The following is a 20104-nucleotide window of genomic DNA, read 5'->3' as shown; positions in this document are numbered from 1 at the left end:
TTAACCATAGCTATCACTGCACCAGTATCATAAAATATTTTATCCATATGGAGGCTATTATTTTGCTAGAATCAGAAAAAACATTACGTTGGTATAACGTTGCTTTAATTGCATTCGTTTCCGTTTGGGGACTTGCAAATGTCTTTAACAACTTTGCTAACCAAGGACTCACTGTTATTACATCTTGGATTTTAATCATGATTTTTTACTTTGTTCCTTATACTTTAATTGTTGGTCAATTAGGCTCAACATTTAAAGATGCCAGCGGTGGTGTGTCTTCATGGGTGAAAGAAACTTCAACCAAGAGACTTGCCTACTATGCAGCTTGGACTTATTGGGTCGTACATATTCCTTACCTAGCACAAAAACCACAAGGTATTTTAATTGCCTTTAGTTGGTTATTCAAAGGTAACGGAAATTTCGTTAATGAAACTTCTGCTATGACCGTTTCACTTATGGGCTTAGTCATTTTCATTTTCTTCTTATGGATTGCCTCAAAGGGACTTGCTACTTTAAGTCGAATTGGTAGTGTTGCCGGAACAGCAATGTTCGTTATGTCATTATTATTCATCTTGTTGGCAGTTTCAGCGCCATTCATGACGCATGCTAAAATTCAAACACCTGATATGGGTGCCATTAAATCATATCTACCTAACTTTAACTTCGCCTACTTCACAACGATTTCAATGTTAGTTTTCGCTGTTGGTGGTGCTGAAAAGATTTCTCCCTATGTTAATAAAACAAAAAACTCAGCTAAAGAATTTCCAAAAGGAATGTTAGCATTGGCCGCAATGGTTGCCATCTGTGCTATTTTAGGTTCGTTCGCTATGGGATTCTTATTTAACGGAACTAACATCCCTGATGATTTAATCACAAATGGTCCTTACGAAGGTTTCTTACGTCTTGGTAGTTTCTATCACGTAGGTAATTTATTCATGATTCTATACGCAATTGCCAATGCGATGGCTCAAATTTCAGCGCTTGCTTTCTCAATTGATGCACCATTAAAAATTCTTTTAGGTGATGCTGATCCAAACTTCATTCCTAAAAGCTTGTCAAAACTTAATAAAAAAGGAACTCCCGTTAATGGTTATGCCATGACTGGTGTTTTAGTTAGTATTTTAATTATCATTCCTGCAATCGGGATTGGTAACATGAACGCATTATACAAATGGTTATTGAACCTAAATGCGGTTGTCATGCCTATGCGTTATCTCTGGGTATTCTTCGCTTACATGCTATTAAACAAACAATTGAAGAATTTCAAAGCCGGTTACAAGTTTGTTAAGAATCCTGTCGTTGGTTACATTGTTGGTGCTTGGTGTTTCTTATTCACTGCATTCGCTTGTATCCTAGGAGTTGTTCCTAAATTAAACTACTCAGATAGCCCTTCTAACTACTTGTTCCAATTAACACTTAATATTGTCACACCACTTGTCTTAGTTGCATTAGGTTTAATCCTCCCTGCAATTGCACGTCGCGGTAACAAAAAAGCCCTATAAAATTAATCTTAACTAAAATCTTATATTCACAAATAAACCTTATGCCTAAAAGCATAAGGTTTATTTAATTTTATGGTTTTTAATTTTCATATTAGGTATACTAGAGCAGTTAAATAAAATTTTGGAAGGAATCTATTTGTATGAATATTATTGTTATGTTAAAAGTTATTATTTTGGGAGTTGTCGAAGGAATTACAGAATGGCTTCCTATTAGTTCAACGGGACATATGATTTTAGTTGACGAATTTTTACAACTAAAAGAAAATGCTGCTTTCATGGAAATGTTCTTCGTTGTTATCCAACTGGGCGCTATCCTAGCAGTTTGTGTGTTGTATTTCCATAAATTAAATCCTTTTTCTCCAAAAAAATCGCAATTAGAAAAAAGAGATACGTGGTCTCTATGGAGTAAAGTCATTGTAGCTGTACTTCCAGCTGCTGTGATTGGGTTAGTTGCTGATGACTGGTTAAATGCGAAATTATATAATTTCCCAGTTGTTGCCTTAATGTTAATTATTTATGGTGTTTTATTCATTATTATTGAAAACAAAAAAGCCGATGCTGTTCCTTCTATTACATCATTCAATCAAGTTACTTACAAAACAGCGTTACTAATCGGTGTTTTCCAAGTTCTTGCTTTAATTCCCGGAACATCACGTTCTGGTGCAACTATTTTAGGTGCCATTTTATTAGGGACTTCTCGATTCATTGCTGCTGAATTTTCATTTTTCTTATCAATTCCAGTTATGTTCGGTGCCAGTCTACTCAAATTAGTTAAATACTTCCATAATGGTTATAGCTTTACCGGTGATCAAACAGCCGTCTTATTACTTGGTTGTGTAGTCGCATTCTTAGTTTCAATTGTTGCAATCAAATTCTTGATGGGTTACATCAAGTCGAAAGATTTCAAACCATTTGGTTGGTACCGTATTATTTTAGGTGCCTTGCTACTCGTTTACTATTTCTTCATTAAATAATTAGACAAAAAAACGCCGATAATATCGGCGTTTTTTTATTTAGTTTTCTTGGCTGGTGCTTTTTTCTTAGTAGTTACTTTCTTTACAGCCGGTTTCTTTTTAGCGGGTACCTTTTTGGCCACGGGCTTTTTCTTGGCTGCCGCCTTTACAGTTGTCGTTTTTTTCTTTGTTGTCGCTTTTTTTGTAGCCGTCGTCTTTTTAACTGCTGGTTTCTTTTTAACAGCTGGTTTTTTCTTAGCTGGAGCTTTCTTTTTCTTTTCAACGACAACTGGTTCTTTTTCTTCAATAATAGGTGGATTTTCAAGGAAAGCTATCTTTTCAGCAATCATAGTTGTGCTTGTCATATTATGATCACTGGGGTTTTCTAAATAATTAGTCACAGATGTAATTTCATCGATTCTTAATTTAGATGCGTTCAGAATTGGTGACTCAACAATCAGATAGACATTAACTTCTGCTTCATCTGTTACTTCATTAAAGAAGCTGGGTAACTTTTTATAATATTTGTATGGTAAATTAAGGATATTTGCTTCAAGTGTAAAAATTGCGGTACCTTCAGGATATTCAATCATCAATTGAACTTCTACAAGCTTACCATCCCGTACATTGTTTTCTAAATCAGCATAACACTTAGCGAATAATTCTGGTACACCAATCGCTTGGACATCTTCTGGTGTGGCAGTATAAAAAATCTTTGTGTACGCCTCTAACTCAATAGCGGACATGAATTGTTCAACGGTCATTTTCATTAGTTATCTATCCTCCGTATTCTCTCTACATAGTCCATAATATCCTAGATGGCAATAATTGCAAAACATAAATAAAAAAAGGATAACTTTTGTTATCCTTTTTCACTAATACTACTTATTTAGTTGGTACATTACTCAAATTCCATTGCACTGAAGCATCATATTCTTCACTTCTAACCTCGCTAGGTTTAACACGCAATAGAATTCCCGTATCTTTTGCCCACGTTTTAGTTATCTGGTTAGGAGATGAGTTCCCACCCGCAATATCTATCGAATGGTCTTTTAAAGGTGTCCCAATATCTGTCGCTTTTTCTTTGTAAATTAATGCATCTTTTAGCACAGTGCCGCTGGCTCCAACAACATCAGTTCCAGTCAGCTTTAAATTCCATGTACCTGGTACCGATGCAACTACCTGTATACTTAATTCTTCTACAGGGCTATAGGTTGTTTCTTCGTTGGGTATTGGAATATCACTTTGTCCAAAATTTAATGCACCCGTTACCGATGCTATTTCTAAAACACCTGGATCATTAACAGTGATAATTTCTTGACCCGTTACTGAATTACCATATTGATCTTCAACACTTACCGTATAAGTATTTTTTCCAACGTTTAACTTATCTGCAGGCAGCACTTCAGCGTAGTCAATGCTACCCAACTTATTGAATAGCATTGATTTATCACTAAAGGCTTTACCATTCAGCATCGTTGTTATCGTAACGTTATCATTTTCCATTAGTGTATCTGTTTTAACGTTACTCGTAACTTTAATCGACTGACCACTATCAATTGTTTTATCAAGCAATCCTGAAAGTGTCATCTTCTGCTTTAATGCCTTAATGGTAAACGTAGCTAGCTGAGATCTTACTATCGTATTTTGACCATTAAATGTACTAATTGGACTTGTTACTTTGGTATCTGTAGCAACAATTTTAGCTGTCCCATTCATACTGATCGTTGCTGTATCATTACTTTTTGATAAGTTTTTATTTAGACTTGATGTAATGACACCATCTTTAGTTGTTGTATCAAATGTTTGCGTTGTTCCATCGGCGTATTTAATGATACCTTCTTTGTCTAACGTCACAGCATTAGGCGTTTTTAACGAAGCAACGATTTTTTTCCAATCTTGCTTTCCATCATTGTATTTCAAAGTTGTTTGAAGATTAAGTTTATCCCCGCTGTTAGCAATTCCTGATGCGGTAATGTCCTTATTGTTCTGGGTAGTATCTGTCACTTTTTGCGTCGCCGTAACAGAAACTAAATCAGATATTTCTTCAAACATCACTAAATTTGTTTCCCAGTTACCGCCTGTTGCGCCCGTAAATCCCCAAGTCACTTGACCATCAGTGCTCGCAAATTTACTTTTATCAATTGGAACTGTCTTTGCAAGACCACCACCTAATACATCACCCGTACCGGGGACTTTATCTCCAATAGTATAGGTCATTGAGCCGGCAGTTGTAGACGTTGATTTATAATCAATTGACACATGCCACCATCTTCCATTAGATAAGTCAGCGACAGCAAGTAGTCCATCATGAGTTAATTTATTATACTTACTTAAAAAACCATTTTGTTCATAAGTAGCCCTTTGATTAGGATAATTGCTTGCCAGATGATTGTCTTGGATAGTGTTTAAATTATCAAATCCGTTACCCTTGCTTGCCTCACTATTTTTATGTGTATCAAATTCTAACGCCCATGAATTTTTAATAGCTGTTCCTGCAACGGTAGATTCTGATCCACCTTTATCAACACCCCAAACACCTAATGATTCGCCTCCACCAGAAATAGCACTGAGACCACGGCTATCATTTTGTAAAACAAAAGCCATCCCATCACCAGAATTAGCACCCTGATTACCGAAATACATCCACATTGACATTTTATTATTTTTATTAAGATTAAATTTATTGTTTGCTGTAGACCAGGCAGATCCCACTTGGTTAGTTGCATCCGTAATTTTTATAATTGATTTATCTGCGTTATCTGCTGTTTCAGAAACAACATTACCACTAGCATCGAATGTTACAATTTTTGCATTATTTTGTGTTCCTGTTGTTCCAGGTGTCAAAAGTCCATTTGATACTAATGCGTCTGGTGCCGATGCCACTGCGTTAGAATAATCATCAGCATTAACACCTGTAGAGCTAAGCCCTAATGTCACTAACACACCTGTAAAAAGTACAGCTTTCAGCCGTAATATTGTCATAATCCTATCTCCCCCCGGACATTTGAATTTAACCGACAATTAAGTTTATTATTAATTATTTGGTACATTCGTTAGCGTCCAATCTAATTCAGAACTATAGGTTTCAGCTACTTTAATTTCACTTGGTTCAACATCCAATACAATTCCAGAATCTGCTGACCAACTTTTTTCAACCGTAGTTGCTTGACCTACTCCTGTAGACACTATTGTACCATACGTTGGAGAAAGCGGTAACGTGTTTTCCTGATTTGAATTACGAAACCCAATAGTTGAATGCTTTAAAGTACTTTTATCACTTGCTGCAGTTAGTGGTCCTGCAGTCACAGACAATGTCCAGTTTTTAGCTGCTGACGTTTCTAACTTAAGCATATAGCTTGAAGCACGGTTTAAAATACTTCTTTTCGCTGGTATTTTATTATTAAAATTAATTGAATCATCTGATGAAATACTCAACAATCCTACGACAACAGAGATTGTTTGGTTATTAGAAATGTTTCCTTCAGAATCAACCGAATAAATAGTTAACTCGTGCGTTCCAATGGCAAACTTAGTTGTATCTAGTGCTACACTATGATCTTGTGTCGAACCTGGTTTAGTATTTGTATATTTTTCTAATTCAACAGGTGTTCCAGTACTTCCTTCTTTATAGTACGTTGTTAACGCTGCACTATTATCAGCTACTTGGAAAATCAATGTATATGGCGCTACAACGGTTCCTTTATTATCATTTAAAGTTAAAACGGGTTTAATATTAATTTTTTGTGTATATTTTTGCGTCGTATTACCATCTGGATCTGTTACTTGAACATTATAAGAATATTCGCCAGTGGTTAGTTTGTCCTTTGGAATCGTTACGTTAAATGTACCATCCGTTGCGACATCACCCTTAATAGGTGTTGTATCCTCATTAAGTGTCACACTGGCCGTTGTTCCTTTAGCAAAAGTTCCACCTAAACTAGATTTTACCGTTCCACTAATCGTCGCATCCGTTCCATAATTAATATCAATATCTTTAAGGCCATCAATCGTTAAGGCTGTTTTTGGTGATGCTTTAATCGTATAGCTAATAGGATTAGAATCAATCATTGCATTGCTTCCGATGAATTGACCTGCTGAAACAGTCACTGGTGTATCCACTTCAACTGGCATTACTTCACCGATAAATGAAATATGTGAACTTTGTCCAGGTGTAGATAATTCAGGTATTTGCGCGCCGGATAACCCAGCAGGGTCACTTCCATAGATATTACTAGGAAATTTTCCTGTACCAAAATCGTTAGGTATTTCATACCCAGTCCATTTTATATTATTAGCCGGGTATTTTAAATATCCACCTATGCCTGTCCACGATTGTTTTCCACTATCGTAAGTTACGGTAGTGTTGAATTTTACTTTATCTCCAGCTTTTACTTCTCCATTAGCCGAGACATCCTTGTTATTTTGTGTAATATCCGTCATAGTTTGTACCGCAGTCGCATTAACAAGACCTGGTACAGTTTCAAACATAACTAAGTTATTTTCAAAAGAGTCACCCGTTGACCCTGTAAATCCCCAACGGATTTTACCCGTTGTAGAATTAAATTTCGATTTATCAATTGGAACACTTGCCGTCTGCCCTGTCTGACTTGTATCTTCAGTAGGATCCAAGTCTTCTGTTCCTGAAATTGGTTTTTTATCATCAATCGTATATGTCATTGACCCAGCACTCGCACTCACTGATTTATAATCAATTGTCACATGATGCCATGCCCGATTTGATAAGAACCCATTATAATTAATAAGGCCTAAATGATTTAGTTTAACTGAAGAAGAGATTGTATGATTATCCGTGTATGTTGCCTCAACAGCTGGATACCCACTACCAATATGGTTAGGTGCTAAACTAGGATCTAAATCAAATCCGTTTCCTGAACTATTACCATTATTCAAATGAGTATCAAATTCTAGCGCCCAACTATTTTGAATAGCGCCTCTAGCAGTATTATTGGGGGATCCCGTACCCACTGAATCGTCTCCCCAAACACCTAACGTTTCACCTGCTTTAGTTGCAATAGCAGCATTTCCTTTTGCATCATTTTGAAAAACAAGTGCCATCCCATCCCCAGCAGTATTCGTTTTGCTACCAAAATAAATCCACATAGAAGCTTTACTACTTGTATTAATATCAAATGAATTTTCGTCTGTTGACCAAATTGCTGCTTTTTGATTCTTAGCATCCGTAATTTTAACCATCGTTTTAGCAGCCAGATTAGTCGAATTAGGATCTTTATTGGTATCGGTTAATTCGACCATACCACTAGTTGCTACTACTCCAGCACCAGTACCCGTCTGGAATAAATTTGTCATTAAAATTGCTCGAGGTGCTGATGCTTTTGCAGAATCATAATCCGCATCTGCCTTGATACTTGTTACATTAACTAAAAAGAATAACCCAAAAGTTAGTAGTGTTAATTTTAATTTATTATTAATTTTCATGTTGGCCCCCACCTATTTTCCCCAAAGTTCATCTATAATAACTAATATGATAGCATGATACAGACAAAAAAAAACATCAAAAATAGAGGGTACCCCCACACTTTTTGATGTTATTTAAAAAATAAATGATTTTATTATTAATCTAAATTATCATTCATAAACTTAACGACTTTTTTAGTATATAATTCTGGATCCTTACTGAACGCTTTTCCGTGACCTGCGCCCTTCACAATCCACAATTCCTTCGTACCTGCTGAGGCTTTGTAGTTGTCATAAACCATTGCGCTAGGAACGAAATCATCCTTGTCGCCATGAATGAATAATGTTGGTAATTTATTTTTCTTTAATTGTTTAACAGAGTCAGCTTCTGCAAAAGAGTAGCCCGCACGTAACTGAGTTACCCAACTAGAAGTTGTTATTAATGGTTCTTTTGGTAAATTGAATTGGAGTTTCAATTGATAAGCTAACAAATCTTCAACATTTGTATAACCACAATCTTCAACAATTGCTTTAACTTGAGTTGGTAACTTTTCACCACTCATCATCATGACAGTAGCACCACCCATGCTAACTCCAAACAAGCCAATCTTTTGATCTGTTCCCTTTTCGGCAATTAATTTTTTGGTCCATTTAATGTAATCTAAGCGATCTTTCCATCCGAAACCAATATAATCGCCCTGACTTTTACCTTGGCCTCGATCATCTGGCGCTAAAACGTTATAGCCATTATCATGAAATAATTTTATATATGAAGCCATACTTTCTTTATTTTCCATGTAACCATGTGCCACAACAACTGTTTTTAAAGATTTAGTTGCCGCCGGTACATAGTCAGCAACTAATTTTAAATTTTCACCTGCTGATGTTTCTGTCCAGTTTTCTTTTTTAGTACTGGCCAACCATTTTTTTGCTTCAATTGTTCGCTTTGGTGTTCCTTTTGATGTTCCCGTTAATGTTTTTTCTGTATTTTGAATGGCATAGTGATAGAGATAGAAACTACCCCCTGTAATTGCAACCGCTAATAACACTAAAATACTGACAATCCAAATTATAATTTTCTTTTTCATTCAAAGAAACTCCTTTATCGTTTATGCCATTAACGTATTATAGCATTGTTTATTTTATAATTCACGTTTTAATTTAAAAAAATAACCACATTAGTTGGATAAACTAGTGTGGTTACTAAATAAATAACGGTTTATTTAATTTCTTTAACTTCTTTTAATACGTTTTGCATTACTTTTGCTTTTGTTTGTGCCTTGAAAATTGTTGTTGCTTGTTCTGCAATCTTAGCTTGATCAGCTTTCGAGATTGATGCATCTTTCATCATAGCATTTGTGACAGCTGCTTTAACAAAAGTAGCACCATCCGCAGCAAGTTTAGCTTTTCCTGCCTTTGTATTCATTTTAGCTGCTTCTACTTTAGCAATTTTAGGCATGGCCTTAGCTTGCTTAACCGTTAATGTTGTCCAACTCTTTTTAACGTAGAATGTATGCGTACGTTTTACTAAAGTTTTATCGTTATTAGCGATACCAAACATTAATCGATACCCATTACCTTTATAAGTCCAACGGGTTTCTTTAGTAACTAATTTGTTACTCTTAGCATTTTCAACAATCTTGCTAGTTGTATCGTCTGTCTTAGTTGCCTTTGTTTTCTTTTGTGATGCCGTATTTTTATAAATAACGACTTTTTCAGATCCATCTGTACCGATAGGCTGATATAGTAACATGTCCATCTCTTTAGAACTAGAAGCTAATTGTTCTGTCTTAGTTGTCGTTACTTTTTCCATTCCATAATGTGCACTGTAGTTAGCAACAATTAAGCCACCTGTAAGAATAATACAAAGTGCAAAAATGCCACCTAAAATGTAGCTCAGTACATTATTACGGATGAGGTTCCACGTAAGGAAGAATAAAATAATTGAAAGAATTAATAATAAAATAATCATTATTTATTACCTCCATTTTTTAAAACTTGTTGTTTTGATTTTAAGAAGAATGAAAATCCGAGCCCAACCACACAGAAAACGACTGCGATGATAAAGGCAGCATGATAACCACTTAATGTCGCATCAATAGCTTTTGTTTTGTAATCTAATGGTGCCGATTTAAGCATTGATTTAGCTGGTAATGCAGCTGTTGTTACATTTGTTAGAACGGAAATCATAACCGCTGTTACGATTGAACTTGCGATTTGACGAGCTGTATTATTAACAGCCGTTCCATGACCCATCAAGTTAGCTGGTAATGCATTCATCCCTGATGTTGTTGTTGGCATCATAACCATTGAAATCCCAAACATACGAACTGCATACATAATTGTGATGTATAAAGTTGGCGTATCTTTTGTTAAGAAAACGAATGGAATTGTACCAAGTGTTAATAAGAACATACCACCAGTTGCCAATTTCTTAGCACCATAAATATCGAATAATCGTCCCGTTATCGGACTCATAATCCCCATCATTAAAGCACCAGCCAATAAGGTTAATCCTGACTCAAATGCGCTATCTCCACGTACAATTTGGAGATACATTGGTAGAATCATTTCAACACCGATCATAGCCATGTTAACAATTGAACTTAAAACGGCTGCAATTGTGTATTCTTGGGAAGCAAAAACACGTAATTCCAAGAAAGGATTTTCCATTGTTAATTGACGCCATATGAATAAACCAATAAAAATAACACCCACAACAAGGAAACTAAGTACTGAGGTACTTCCCCAGCCGTTATCTCCAACTGTTGAGAATCCATAAAGTAAGCCACCAAATCCAATTGTTGATAAAATCAATGATAAGACATCAATTTTAGATTTGTGTGTTTTGATGACCGGTTTCATAAACCAGAAAGAAGCCACAAAAACAATTCCTACTAATGGAATAATCATACCAAAAAGATCACGCCATGAAGCATTATCAATAACCCAACCTGAAAGTGTAGGTCCAATTGCAGGAGCTAGTCCGATAACTAAACCGGCAAGTCCCATTGAAGCACCACGTTTTTCGGGTGGGAAAATTGAAAGCATAATCGTTTGTAATAAAGGCATTGTTACCCCAACACCGACTGCTTGAACTAAGCGAGCTGTTAACAATACCCCAAAATTAGGTGCGATAAATGCTAAAACTGTTCCTAATTCAAAGATACCAATAGCACCTATGTATAACCATTTGGTATTTACACGACTACTTAACCATGCACTAACTGGAATTAAAATCCCGTTGACTAACATAAATCCTGTTGTTAACCATTGAACAGTTGACGTTGTTACGTCAAATTCATCCATTAATGTTGGAAATGCAGTTGCTAAAATTGTTTGATTCAAAACCGTACAAAATGTCCCTACTAATAAAATTGCAATTAGCATGGGGCGATTATATGGTTTACCCTTTGCATCTAATCCATCCATACTTAAAACCTTCTTTTTCTTTAATTTATCTTCGAAGACTAATATAAGACTATCTCGCTTTAATGTCAAGTAAGTTGACAAACGTTTTAATATATATATAATCAGTATAGTAAACATCACAATGAGATTGTTAGATAAATTTTTATTTAGGAGGTATATTCGTTTGGCAGATATGGACGATATTGCAAACATTAAAGATTATGCAAAAAGAATGGCCGTTATTATGAAGAATGATACATTTTCAATCGGAATCGGTGAAATTGCCGAAACAACTGGGCTCACTCAGAGTCAAATTCGTTATTGGGAACAAAAAGGCTTTATTGATTCTATTAATACTAATAAAAATCAGAATAGAAAATATTCTTACCATACCTTATCAATTATTCGATTAATTAAATCTTACTTAGACTCTGGATTTACACTTAAAACAGCTGCCGCTAAAGCAAATGCCCATAAAGAAATGGGTAAAATGGTTCGTCAGATATTTACGGATCGTTTCGTTGGCGTGGAAGAAATCGATGGTTTACCCTGTATTAATCTCGGTTTCTTTGATAAAGAAGAAACTCAAACGTTATACATTGTCATTCATGATGACTCAACTGAAATAAAAGTTGTTCCGGTAAAATAAAGAAGCTTTCAATACTTGTTTGTAGACAAGTATTGAAAGCTTCTTTATTATCATATCTATTTTAGACCCATAATCCCCCATGCAATCATGCCAATGAGTGCAAAAATAATCCAGTAATAGCGAGCTAGGAATTCCCACCCATTATTAATCGGTTTATATTGCCACTCACGCCATCTATGATTTTCGTGCCAATCTTTATCTGATTCATCTTCTTCTATAAATCGTTTAATTCTAGTTTTAAACTCTGACGTTTTTTTCACTGGCATCGCCACCAAAAAGTAATATTTCTACAGGGACGTCTAAAATTTTGGCTACCGATTCAATTTTTCCCAAATCAGGTTCAGCTTCTCCTGTTTCCCATTTTGATACAGCTTGTCTTGATACAAACAATTGATTTGCCAATTCTTCTTGTGACATTTTTTTCTCTTTACGTATTTTAACGAGTTGTTCCGCAAATATAATTTTCATCCCTATAACCTTCTTTCCTCTATTTAACATCTCAAATATTAGCATACAGCAAGGGGTGCAACAGGCAACCGCTAGTTGAAAGGGCCGCAACTAAAAATAGCATGCGGCAAATTAAATTTGCAACACACTATTTGTCTAGATTTAGTTTTGTTTTTTAATCAACTAACCGCTCAGGCATCATATCTTTTAAAAATTCAACAGCACCATCGCTAACCATTAATTTTTCCCGATCATTTTTAGCTAAGGTTCTTTTTATAGTTTCTTCTTGTCCATTCAATAACTTTGATGTCCACTTAGGATCAATTAAGAGTGAACGACCAACGGCTACTAAATCAGCGTTAGCCAAAACACCATTAACATCTTCCCGAGTCCGAACATCTCCTACCCCGATTAATGGAACACGACCATTTATCTTTTCTTGGACATAATCCATTCTTGATTTTTCATTGAAATTTATATTTCTCGAAACACTATTATACTTACCTAATGAGATATGTAGATAATCTAATTTTTTATCAGCAAGTTTATCAATCAAAATCATTGAATCTTCCATACTAATACCTGGCTTTTCATATTCTTCAGGCGAAAAGCGGTAACCAACAATAAAATCTTTTACACCTGATTGATCAACACTCTCAATAACACCATCAACTACATCATTAATGAATTTAAATCGCTTATCAAGCGTGCCACCCCAAGCATCATGACGTCTATTTGAGTGTGGTGAAAAAAATTGTTGTAGTAAATACGTATTCGCACCATGCAGTTCAACGCCATCAAATCCCGCTTTAATTGCTCGTTTTGTTGCTGATTTAAAGGATTCAATCAACTCTAAAATTTCAGTTTCTGACAATGCTTTAGGAATTTCTGCGTCTGGTCTTTCTGCCGCAACAGCACTGGCTGAAACTGGTAATTGTCCTCTAAGTACCGTTGAATTTGTCATACGACCCGCATGGAAAATTTGTAAAATAGCTTTAGTCCCATTCTTTTTGATTGCCGATGCCAATCTCGTTAGCCCGGGAATAAACTTATCATCATAGATGGCAAGTGAGCCTTCCCAACCTTTTCCATTTGCTTGGACACTGGTAGCTGCCGTAATAACAGCCCCAACTTCGCCTGAATGTAGTGCATAATAATCTGATTCATCATGTGTAACAACTTCATCATAGTAGCTCATCTTAACGGTCATTGGCGCCATTAAGATTCTATTTTTCAATTCCAATCCCCGCCTGAATCTAAAGGTATCCGTCATCTTTTTTGTCATCGTTATTCTCCCATTCAGTCGTTAGTTTTATTTAAATTAGTCATACCATACTACTCAAAATTATGTTGCTAGATTAAATGATGCGCTCATTGTCTCACTTACAAAGAAATCTCTCAATGATGATAAATCTTAATTTTTTCTATTATTCAAACTCAATTATTATGATTCCTTCATCAGATAGGTATAATAAAATTAAAATACATGCTATTTAAGGAGCAAACCATTATGAAATTCAGACAATTAATTTATACAGTAACTCTTACAACATTAGCTGTCTTGAGTCTAGGATCTGTTGCCTCTGCTGCAACTAATGATTCAAGCTCAGCTTCATCAACATCGGGCACAACAACTGACTGGTCAAATCCAGTTGTCACATTAGGAACAAGTTTAACAGATTCACAAAAATCAGGAACACTTTCAACTTTAACAGCTAGCTTAAACGGTAGTTCTTCATATTCGACATTACCCGTAAATGGCGCAACTTTAGTTAAATATCTCAATAGTTCTGGTGGCTCATTTACATCAACTTCAGGTGTCTGGTCATCTGCTATGGTTCAAAAAACGAGCAGTGGTTCTGGTATCAACGTTGAAATTTTAGACTACAATGGTAAAAATAACATCACCACAATTACAGAAAACCAATATAAAAACGCCGCATTAACAGCTGGTGTAACTGATGCCAATATCTATGTCACTTCTGCTACACCAATAGATGGATCAGGTGCTTTAGCTGGTGTTTATGCAGCCTTCGCTACAAACGGGGACGCTCTAAATACAAAACAAGTCACTGCCGCACAAAATGAAATGTCGACTTTAAGTGACATTACACAAGCCAATAAAAGCAAAGATGGGTATACTGATTCACAATTGAATAACGCTGTAGCCGGTGCTAAAAATGATATGGCTAAAGAAGGTAGTTCTATTACAAATAATCAAATTACTACTATTGTAAATAACCAAATCACAAATAATAACTTAACAAATGTCATTACTGATAATCAAAAACAAGATATTATTGCCGTGTTAATCAAGATTCGTGATTCAGGTGCTTTAGATTCATCAAATTTCAAATCACAAGCAAGTAAAGTTGCAACAAATATTCAAGATGGTGCTAAAGATATTTTCAGCAAATTAGACACAGCTGAAAATCGAAACTTCCTACAAAAAATTTGGGACGCAATTGTTTCATTTTTTAACGCTATCTGGTCAGCTATTAGTTCTTGGATTTCATAAATAAAACTAACCATATAGGTTTTAAGAAGAACTTACAGTTTTAGACTAAAAATCTTACTGTAGGTTTTTTTAGTTAACTAATCAAACGGAGGCATGATACTATCACGAAGAAAAAAATATTAAGTGTCATTTTCATCCTATTAATAGTAAGTGCCGCATGTACCTTTTACGCATTTAAAATAGAGCCTTACCGCGTTGTCGTTAAAAATATTGCTTTAAATAAGGCAGATACTACTAAAAAGAAACTTAAAATTGTGCAAATTAGTGATGTCGAAATAGCAGATGATTATACACCTGAAAATTTCGGAAAAATTGTTAATAAAATCAATCAAGAAAAACCAGATTTGGTCTTATTTACAGGTGATTTATTCAGCAATTACAATCAATACCATCCCGTAACAGCTATTGTTCAAAAACTAAGTGAAATTAAATCAACCTATGGAAAATACGCAGTATATGGAAATAAAGATTACGGTGGCGGTGCAGCCAGAGTTTACACTACTGTAATGAATCAAGGTGGTTTTACTGTCCTTAAAAATAGTTCAACGACTATCAATGTAGGTGGAAATTCATCCATTTGGTTGGGTGGTGTAGATGACTCTCAATTAGGTATCCCCGATGTCCAAACGACAGTAGCTCCTGATAAATCCAATTCAACGTACCATATTTTAATGGCTCATGAACCTAGTTTGTCAAATGGTTCATTTAATACCGTCGATTTAATTTTAAGTGGTCACACACATGGTGGCCAAATTCGTATTCCTTTCACTAATAAAGGATTATTATCTGATCATGACGGAGATGGTGGCTACTCTAGTGGCCTTTATACACTAAAGAACAATACAAAATTATATGTTAATAGTGGTATTGGAACATCTCGAATCTCAGCTCGATTCCTAGTACCTCCACAGATTGCAGTATTTGACTTGTATCTTTAGTAATAGTCATTTTAAGCTACTCATAATTATTGGACAAAAAAAGTGTATCGTCAAAAATTAATTGACGATACACTTTTTTTAAACATTTTTACGTTTGAAAACAAAATAACCTAAAAATAAAAATAGTGCCGTATAAGCTAGATTACCTATAATCAATTCGTTATTCGTTAATTGAGTTAGTTTTTCAAACTCCTGTCCGTCTGCCCACTGATTACTTAAATTCATCATATTAAGTGGATTCCATTTAATCCAATCCCATTTAGCAATAGCTAACATTTGGATTCCTGATAAAATAGATGTTAAGAAATAAAAAACAATACCAGCTGCAATCGAAGCACCTGAACTACTAAAGATACTAGCCAATAATAATACCAAACTTAAAATCAACCAGGTACTAATAAAATTCCCCACTAACGTTGTTATTAAAGACATAACAATCGTTTGGTTATCTATTTTATCTGACAAGGATACCATTGGTAAAAGCACTAATTTAGCTATAATTGAAGCCACGAATATTAAAACATTCAAATAAATCGAATAGATTAATATTGTAAGCCATTTACTAGCTAAAACAGCTCCACGTGAATATTTCCGATAAAGCAAATCCTTAATTGTACCAAACTGTGTTTCCATAGCAATAATAACACTTGCTGACGCAATTAAAATGAAAATAATTAATTGAATAGATCCAAATCCACTTTGTACCATGCTTGCTGGATCGAAAATCGAACTATATATTTTTGTTAAAAGTGCTACCCCAAAAATAAAAACAAGTAATATCGCTGATATAATCGCTGTAGATTTCTTTTTACCTAACTTAAATAATTCTTGTTTAACTAAAGTTAACATTAAGCCTTACCTCCGTCATTACTATCTAATAAATTCAATAGTGATTCTTCCATATCATGTTCTTGATGACGTACATCATTTATTTGAATTTTATTATCGTAGAGCACTTGGATAATATTTGCTAAAGTATCTTGTTCGTCTACCTTTACTTTAACTGTTTGATCAACTGCCAATTCATAATTAGCGGCCTTTAAAAGAACTTTAGCTTGCTCGTTTGACGTCGTCTCTAGTAAAACATATCGCTTACTACTATCACTTAATTCAGTAGTAGACATTGCTTTCATTATTTTACCTTCATTTAAAATAATAAAGTGATCAACAATTTTCTCTAATTCACCTAAAATATGACTTGAAATCAAGAACGCTGTCCCGCGTTTAGATAACTTTAAAACAAGTTCGCGGACATCACGTGTTGCTTGAGGATCTAATCCGTTCATAGGTTCATCTAAAATAATTAATCTTGGTCTATTTAATAAAGCTAATGCAATTCCTAATTTTTGCTTCATTCCTAATGAATATGATTTAGCTTTACGATTAATGTAATCTGTCATATGCAAATCAGCAACAATTTCATCTAATTCTTCTTTGGTATTGATTTCAGAGAATAATTTTAAATGATCATAGCCACTTAAAAATGGATAGATACCAGGATATTCAATTAAGGCACCAACTTCTTCTAACCCTTGATGGCTAGTTGTTGATACAATTTTACCGTCAATTGTTATTTCTCCAGTTTGGTAATTTGATAATCCAAGAATTGATTTCATGATGGTTGTTTTACCAGCGCCATTAGCACCAACAAGCCCAACAATCTCACCTTCTGCGATTGTAAAATTAATACCTTTGAGGACTACCTTTTTACCGAAACTTTTAGTTAAATTGTTTATTGTTAACATTTCTTTCAAATTGAATCCCTCCCAATAATTGCTTTTACATTCCTATAAACAGTAGTTTAGCACAATTCCCTTTTATTACATACTAACAAGTCTGTAAGGTCAAAATGGCTACCTATTCTTAGAGAAATAGGTAGCCATTTTACTTTTATTTTTTATTTTTCGAAAAAATACGTTGCAATTTTTGACTAATATTTTGTGGACGATAAATAACAATATAAGCAACAATGACTGTAATACAGCCGCTTATCAAGCCATATCCTATTTTTTCCCCAATTGTATCATAATTAACTACAGCCATTAAAATAGCTATATAAGCCGTTGTAAAAATGAGTAGTGGTAGTTTTAAATAATCGAATTGTAAATAAGGACTATCCTGTTCTAATGATAATTTGTTGAAATAATGAACTGCCATCACTATCATCAATAACCCAGCAATCAAGTATATAAATCCTAGTACAAGATAATAAGTATTAGACATGTCTTGCGTTTGATCAAAAATGAATCCTTCAAAGTAAGCAAACCATATCAAGGCCGAGCCAGTGAATCCCAACGCAGTGACGACAGATGCTACAACCCGACGAACTAAAACACCTACCACAAGGCCAACACTGTATAGCGCAATCAATTGACTACTATCTAAGAATAAATGTATCATTCTATCTGATATAAAATTTGGATTACTTACTGAGATAGCTACATCAGCAACAAATGTTGTTATAATTGAACCTACAATAAAAGTAAGTAAGGCAGGTAGTAACATTAGACCAATTTTTTTTAAGAAAATGCGTTTTCTAGAAAATGAGCTTGAAAATATAAATTCATTAAATTTAGTTTGCATATCATACATATTAGTAAATATCCCTAATAAGATAGCACCCAGACTAAAAATAACTAGTGCTGTTTTTGCATTTTGAAATGTACCATCATGAATACTTACATCTTTTATTTTAATATTATTTTTTTCATATGTTGCTCTGCTAACTGAACCTATTTTACGATGATCCGCTTTTGCCGAATCTTTTTCACTTTGAACAAACTCTGTATAAGTAAGATTGGCCGCGTCTATTCCCGTAGTGTCAACCGAATTATGTAGTGTAAACCCCATAACAACCACAATAAGTGCAACAAGTGATAAAACAATCCACTTATATCTCTGCCAAATAATCTGATTCAATCTTCTATTAACTGTCACTACTTCCCACCTCCGGTATTTTCTTTAGCCGAAAGACTTGCTCGGAATAAATCTTCCAACGTTAACGGTAATTCTTCGAATAATGCCGGATCTTCAGCTTCAATTTGAGCTTCAATTTCATCTGAATAGTGTTCAAATAAAACAGTGACGACACGACCTTGAATACTCATTGCTCGGCTATTTTCTTTAATGAAAGCTGGAATTTCTTTTGATTTAAACACCAATTGAACTTTTCGTGATTCTGAACGCGTGTCTTCCAAACGATAATCACTCACAATATGTCCATCTTTTAAAACCATTGCGCGATCGATTAATCGATCTAATTCTTCTAAATTATGTGAAGAAATAAGTACACTTCGCTGGTCTTCAGCAACGGCATCAATAATAATTTGGAAAACTTGTTTACGGACAATTACATCTAACCCGTCCAGTGGTTCATCTAAAATAACATATGGTGCACCAGTGGAAAAGGCCAAAATAATATTAAATAATCCTTGCATCCCTTTAGAAAATTGACGATATTTTGTTTGTTTAGGTAGGTTGTATTCTGTGACCCAATTATCATATTTTTGACGATCAAACGTTTGATAAGCGAGTTCATAGAATTCGACAATCTTATCTATTGTGTAGCTGTCTAAAAAATTATTCTGTGTATCTAAATAAAAGAGTTTTTCCTTCAATGATGAATCTTCTTTCATCCATTGATCATCAATTAAAATATCACCTTGATCTGGTATGTATTGGCCTGAAATTGATCTGAATAAGGTTGTTTTACCAACTCCATTACGACCAATTAGACCCACTATTTCCCCTGGGACTAAAGACATATTAATATCATTAAGTATCTCTTTGTCACTAATTTTCTCTGATAAACCTTTAATTTCAAATCCCATTCTTAGTCCTCCTTTTCAAAATACGACTTAACCCAACCCTGAATCTCATCTTCTTGGACACCGAGATAGGTCACTTCTTTAATCGTATCTAACAATGCCTCACGATTTTTTTGGATTTGTCGTTCATCGCGATTGCTCTCATTATTGGCTTTGACATATGTCCCTCGACCTTTAACTGTCACGATTACATCCTGTGATTCTAAAACTTTATACGCTTTACTAACCGTATTTGGATTCATTTCATGAATTTTAGCCATTTCTCTAACTGACGGCAACTTGTCTTCTGTCTGCAAAATTCCTTTAAAAATATCTTCTTTTATACCTGATATCAATTGTTCATAAAACGGTTTACTACTCGTCTTATTAATTTGCAATTATCTCACCTCATCCATGTGTACTATAATACATAGTACACAT

General features: G+C 34.6%; 19 protein-coding genes. 5 read left to right on the top strand and 14 right to left on the bottom strand.

Annotation, left to right across the window (positions count from 1 at the left end; translation table 11 throughout):
• Window positions 1-62: 62 nt before the first annotated feature.
• Both AC1RPX_RS06345 and AC1RPX_RS06340 read left to right on the top strand, forming a co-directional pair.
• Window positions 63-1502 carry an amino acid permease gene (locus AC1RPX_RS06345; RefSeq protein ID WP_481761757.1) on the top strand — a complete coding sequence of 480 codons (1440 nt, stop codon included), beginning with the start codon at window positions 63-65 and terminating at the stop codon, window positions 1500-1502.
• 140 nt (window positions 1503-1642) lie between these two features.
• Window positions 1643-2476: an undecaprenyl-diphosphate phosphatase gene (locus AC1RPX_RS06340; protein WP_481761758.1), complete on the top strand. Its 834-nt coding sequence runs from the start codon at window positions 1643-1645 to the stop codon at window positions 2474-2476.
• Window positions 2477-2511: 35 nt separating this feature from the next.
• Here AC1RPX_RS06340 and AC1RPX_RS06335 read toward each other — a convergent pair whose 3' ends face one another.
• The 6 genes from AC1RPX_RS06335 to AC1RPX_RS06310 form a co-directional block, all read right to left on the bottom strand.
• Entirely contained in the window at window positions 2512-3225 is a 714-nt protein-coding gene (locus tag AC1RPX_RS06335) for a hypothetical protein (protein WP_481761759.1), read from the bottom strand.
• Window positions 3226-3340: 115 nt separating this feature from the next.
• Window positions 3341-5440 carry an L-type lectin-domain containing protein gene (locus AC1RPX_RS06330; protein ID WP_481761760.1) on the bottom strand — a complete coding sequence of 700 codons (2100 nt, stop codon included), beginning with the start codon at window positions 5438-5440 and terminating at the stop codon, window positions 3341-3343.
• Window positions 5441-5491: 51 nt separating this feature from the next.
• Window positions 5492-7915 carry a hypothetical protein gene (locus AC1RPX_RS06325; protein ID WP_481761761.1) on the bottom strand — a complete coding sequence of 808 codons (2424 nt, stop codon included), beginning with the start codon at window positions 7913-7915 and terminating at the stop codon, window positions 5492-5494.
• A gap of 137 nt (window positions 7916-8052) precedes the next feature.
• The gene (locus tag AC1RPX_RS06320) at window positions 8053-8982 is read right to left on the bottom strand and encodes an alpha/beta hydrolase (RefSeq protein ID WP_481761762.1); all 930 of its coding nucleotides are present in this window, start codon (window positions 8980-8982) and stop codon (window positions 8053-8055) included.
• Between the two features lie 131 nt (window positions 8983-9113).
• Entirely contained in the window at window positions 9114-9866 is a 753-nt protein-coding gene (locus tag AC1RPX_RS06315) for a DUF4811 domain-containing protein (RefSeq protein WP_481761763.1), read from the bottom strand.
• Window positions 9866-11326, bottom strand: coding sequence for an MDR family MFS transporter (locus tag AC1RPX_RS06310; protein ID WP_481761764.1), 1461 nt, complete (start codon window positions 11324-11326; stop codon window positions 9866-9868). Before AC1RPX_RS06310 ends, AC1RPX_RS06315 begins: the two co-directional genes overlap by 1 nt.
• Window positions 11327-11498: 172 nt before the next feature.
• Here AC1RPX_RS06310 and AC1RPX_RS06305 point away from each other — a divergent pair, with 172 nt between their 5' ends.
• A complete protein-coding gene (locus AC1RPX_RS06305; RefSeq protein WP_481761805.1) occupies window positions 11499-11954 on the top strand; it encodes a MerR family transcriptional regulator in 456 nt (151 codons plus the stop codon).
• A 56-nt stretch (window positions 11955-12010) separates the two neighbouring features.
• Here the strand turns inward: AC1RPX_RS06305 and AC1RPX_RS06300 are convergent, their stop codons facing one another.
• The 3 genes from AC1RPX_RS06300 to AC1RPX_RS06290 form a co-directional block, all read right to left on the bottom strand.
• A complete protein-coding gene (locus AC1RPX_RS06300) occupies window positions 12011-12214 on the bottom strand; it encodes a hypothetical protein (protein ID WP_481761765.1) in 204 nt (67 codons plus the stop codon).
• Window positions 12192-12422 carry a helix-turn-helix domain-containing protein gene (locus AC1RPX_RS06295; protein ID WP_481761766.1) on the bottom strand — a complete coding sequence of 77 codons (231 nt, stop codon included), beginning with the start codon at window positions 12420-12422 and terminating at the stop codon, window positions 12192-12194. The genes AC1RPX_RS06300 and AC1RPX_RS06295 overlap by 23 nt, the downstream gene beginning before the upstream one ends.
• Window positions 12423-12576: 154 nt before the next feature.
• Window positions 12577-13686, bottom strand: coding sequence for an NADH-dependent flavin oxidoreductase (locus AC1RPX_RS06290; RefSeq protein ID WP_481761767.1), 1110 nt, complete (start codon window positions 13684-13686; stop codon window positions 12577-12579).
• 225 nt (window positions 13687-13911) lie between these two features.
• Between AC1RPX_RS06290 and AC1RPX_RS06285 the strand changes: the two genes are divergently transcribed.
• A complete protein-coding gene (locus tag AC1RPX_RS06285; protein ID WP_481761768.1) occupies window positions 13912-14919 on the top strand; it encodes a DUF1002 domain-containing protein in 1008 nt (335 codons plus the stop codon).
• A gap of 254 nt (window positions 14920-15173) precedes the next feature.
• On the top strand, window positions 15174-15857 hold the full coding sequence (locus tag AC1RPX_RS06280; protein WP_481761769.1) for a metallophosphoesterase: 684 nt from the start codon (window positions 15174-15176) through the stop codon (window positions 15855-15857).
• Window positions 15858-15935: 78 nt separating this feature from the next.
• Here AC1RPX_RS06280 and AC1RPX_RS06275 read toward each other — a convergent pair whose 3' ends face one another.
• The 5 genes from AC1RPX_RS06275 to AC1RPX_RS06255 all read right to left on the bottom strand — a co-directional run bounded on the left by AC1RPX_RS06275 (window position 15936) and on the right by AC1RPX_RS06255 (window position 20061).
• Complete coding sequence (locus tag AC1RPX_RS06275) at window positions 15936-16706, bottom strand: ABC transporter permease (RefSeq protein ID WP_481761770.1); 771 nt, start codon at window positions 16704-16706, stop codon at window positions 15936-15938.
• A complete protein-coding gene (locus tag AC1RPX_RS06270; RefSeq protein ID WP_481761806.1) occupies window positions 16706-17602 on the bottom strand; it encodes an ABC transporter ATP-binding protein in 897 nt (298 codons plus the stop codon). The genes AC1RPX_RS06275 and AC1RPX_RS06270 overlap by 1 nt, the downstream gene beginning before the upstream one ends.
• A gap of 145 nt (window positions 17603-17747) precedes the next feature.
• A complete protein-coding gene (locus AC1RPX_RS06265; protein WP_481761771.1) occupies window positions 17748-18794 on the bottom strand; it encodes a hypothetical protein in 1047 nt (348 codons plus the stop codon).
• Entirely contained in the window at window positions 18794-19687 is an 894-nt protein-coding gene (locus tag AC1RPX_RS06260; protein ID WP_481761772.1) for an ATP-binding cassette domain-containing protein, read from the bottom strand. The genes AC1RPX_RS06265 and AC1RPX_RS06260 overlap by 1 nt, the downstream gene beginning before the upstream one ends.
• 2 nt (window positions 19688-19689) lie before the next feature.
• Window positions 19690-20061, bottom strand: a complete 372-nt coding sequence (locus AC1RPX_RS06255; protein ID WP_481761773.1) for a GntR family transcriptional regulator — start codon at window positions 20059-20061, stop codon at window positions 19690-19692.
• Window positions 20062-20104: the final 43 nt, after the last annotated feature.

This window comes from Dellaglioa sp. CoH-56-MRSF-14 (assembly GCF_056782115.1).
This window is presented reverse-complemented; position numbering and strand designations above follow the sequence as displayed.

What these genes read in the sequence shown, in the direction of transcription:
- AC1RPX_RS06340 (WP_481761758.1), top strand. Translation starts at nt 1,643, where the DNA reads ATGAATATTATTGTTATGTTAAAAGTTATTATTTTGGGAGTTGTCGAA.
- AC1RPX_RS06335 (WP_481761759.1), bottom strand. Translation starts at nt 3,225, where the DNA reads ATGAAAATGACCGTTGAACAATTCATGTCCGCTATTGAGTTAGAGGCG.
- AC1RPX_RS06330 (WP_481761760.1), bottom strand. Translation starts at nt 5,440, where the DNA reads ATGACAATATTACGGCTGAAAGCTGTACTTTTTACAGGTGTGTTAGTG.
- AC1RPX_RS06325 (WP_481761761.1), bottom strand. Translation starts at nt 7,915, where the DNA reads ATGAAAATTAATAATAAATTAAAATTAACACTACTAACTTTTGGGTTA.
- AC1RPX_RS06320 (WP_481761762.1), bottom strand. Translation starts at nt 8,982, where the DNA reads ATGAAAAAGAAAATTATAATTTGGATTGTCAGTATTTTAGTGTTATTA.
- AC1RPX_RS06315 (WP_481761763.1), bottom strand. Translation starts at nt 9,866, where the DNA reads ATGATTATTTTATTATTAATTCTTTCAATTATTTTATTCTTCCTTACG.
- AC1RPX_RS06310 (WP_481761764.1), bottom strand. Translation starts at nt 11,326, where the DNA reads ATGGATGGATTAGATGCAAAGGGTAAACCATATAATCGCCCCATGCTA.
- AC1RPX_RS06305 (WP_481761805.1), top strand. Translation starts at nt 11,499, where the DNA reads ATGGACGATATTGCAAACATTAAAGATTATGCAAAAAGAATGGCCGTT.
- AC1RPX_RS06295 (WP_481761766.1), bottom strand. Translation starts at nt 12,422, where the DNA reads ATGAAAATTATATTTGCGGAACAACTCGTTAAAATACGTAAAGAGAAA.
- AC1RPX_RS06290 (WP_481761767.1), bottom strand. Translation starts at nt 13,686, where the DNA reads ATGACAAAAAAGATGACGGATACCTTTAGATTCAGGCGGGGATTGGAA.
- AC1RPX_RS06285 (WP_481761768.1), top strand. Translation starts at nt 13,912, where the DNA reads ATGAAATTCAGACAATTAATTTATACAGTAACTCTTACAACATTAGCT.
- AC1RPX_RS06275 (WP_481761770.1), bottom strand. Translation starts at nt 16,706, where the DNA reads ATGTTAACTTTAGTTAAACAAGAATTATTTAAGTTAGGTAAAAAGAAA.
- AC1RPX_RS06270 (WP_481761806.1), bottom strand. Translation starts at nt 17,602, where the DNA reads ATGTTAACAATAAACAATTTAACTAAAAGTTTCGGTAAAAAGGTAGTC.
- AC1RPX_RS06260 (WP_481761772.1), bottom strand. Translation starts at nt 19,687, where the DNA reads ATGGGATTTGAAATTAAAGGTTTATCAGAGAAAATTAGTGACAAAGAG.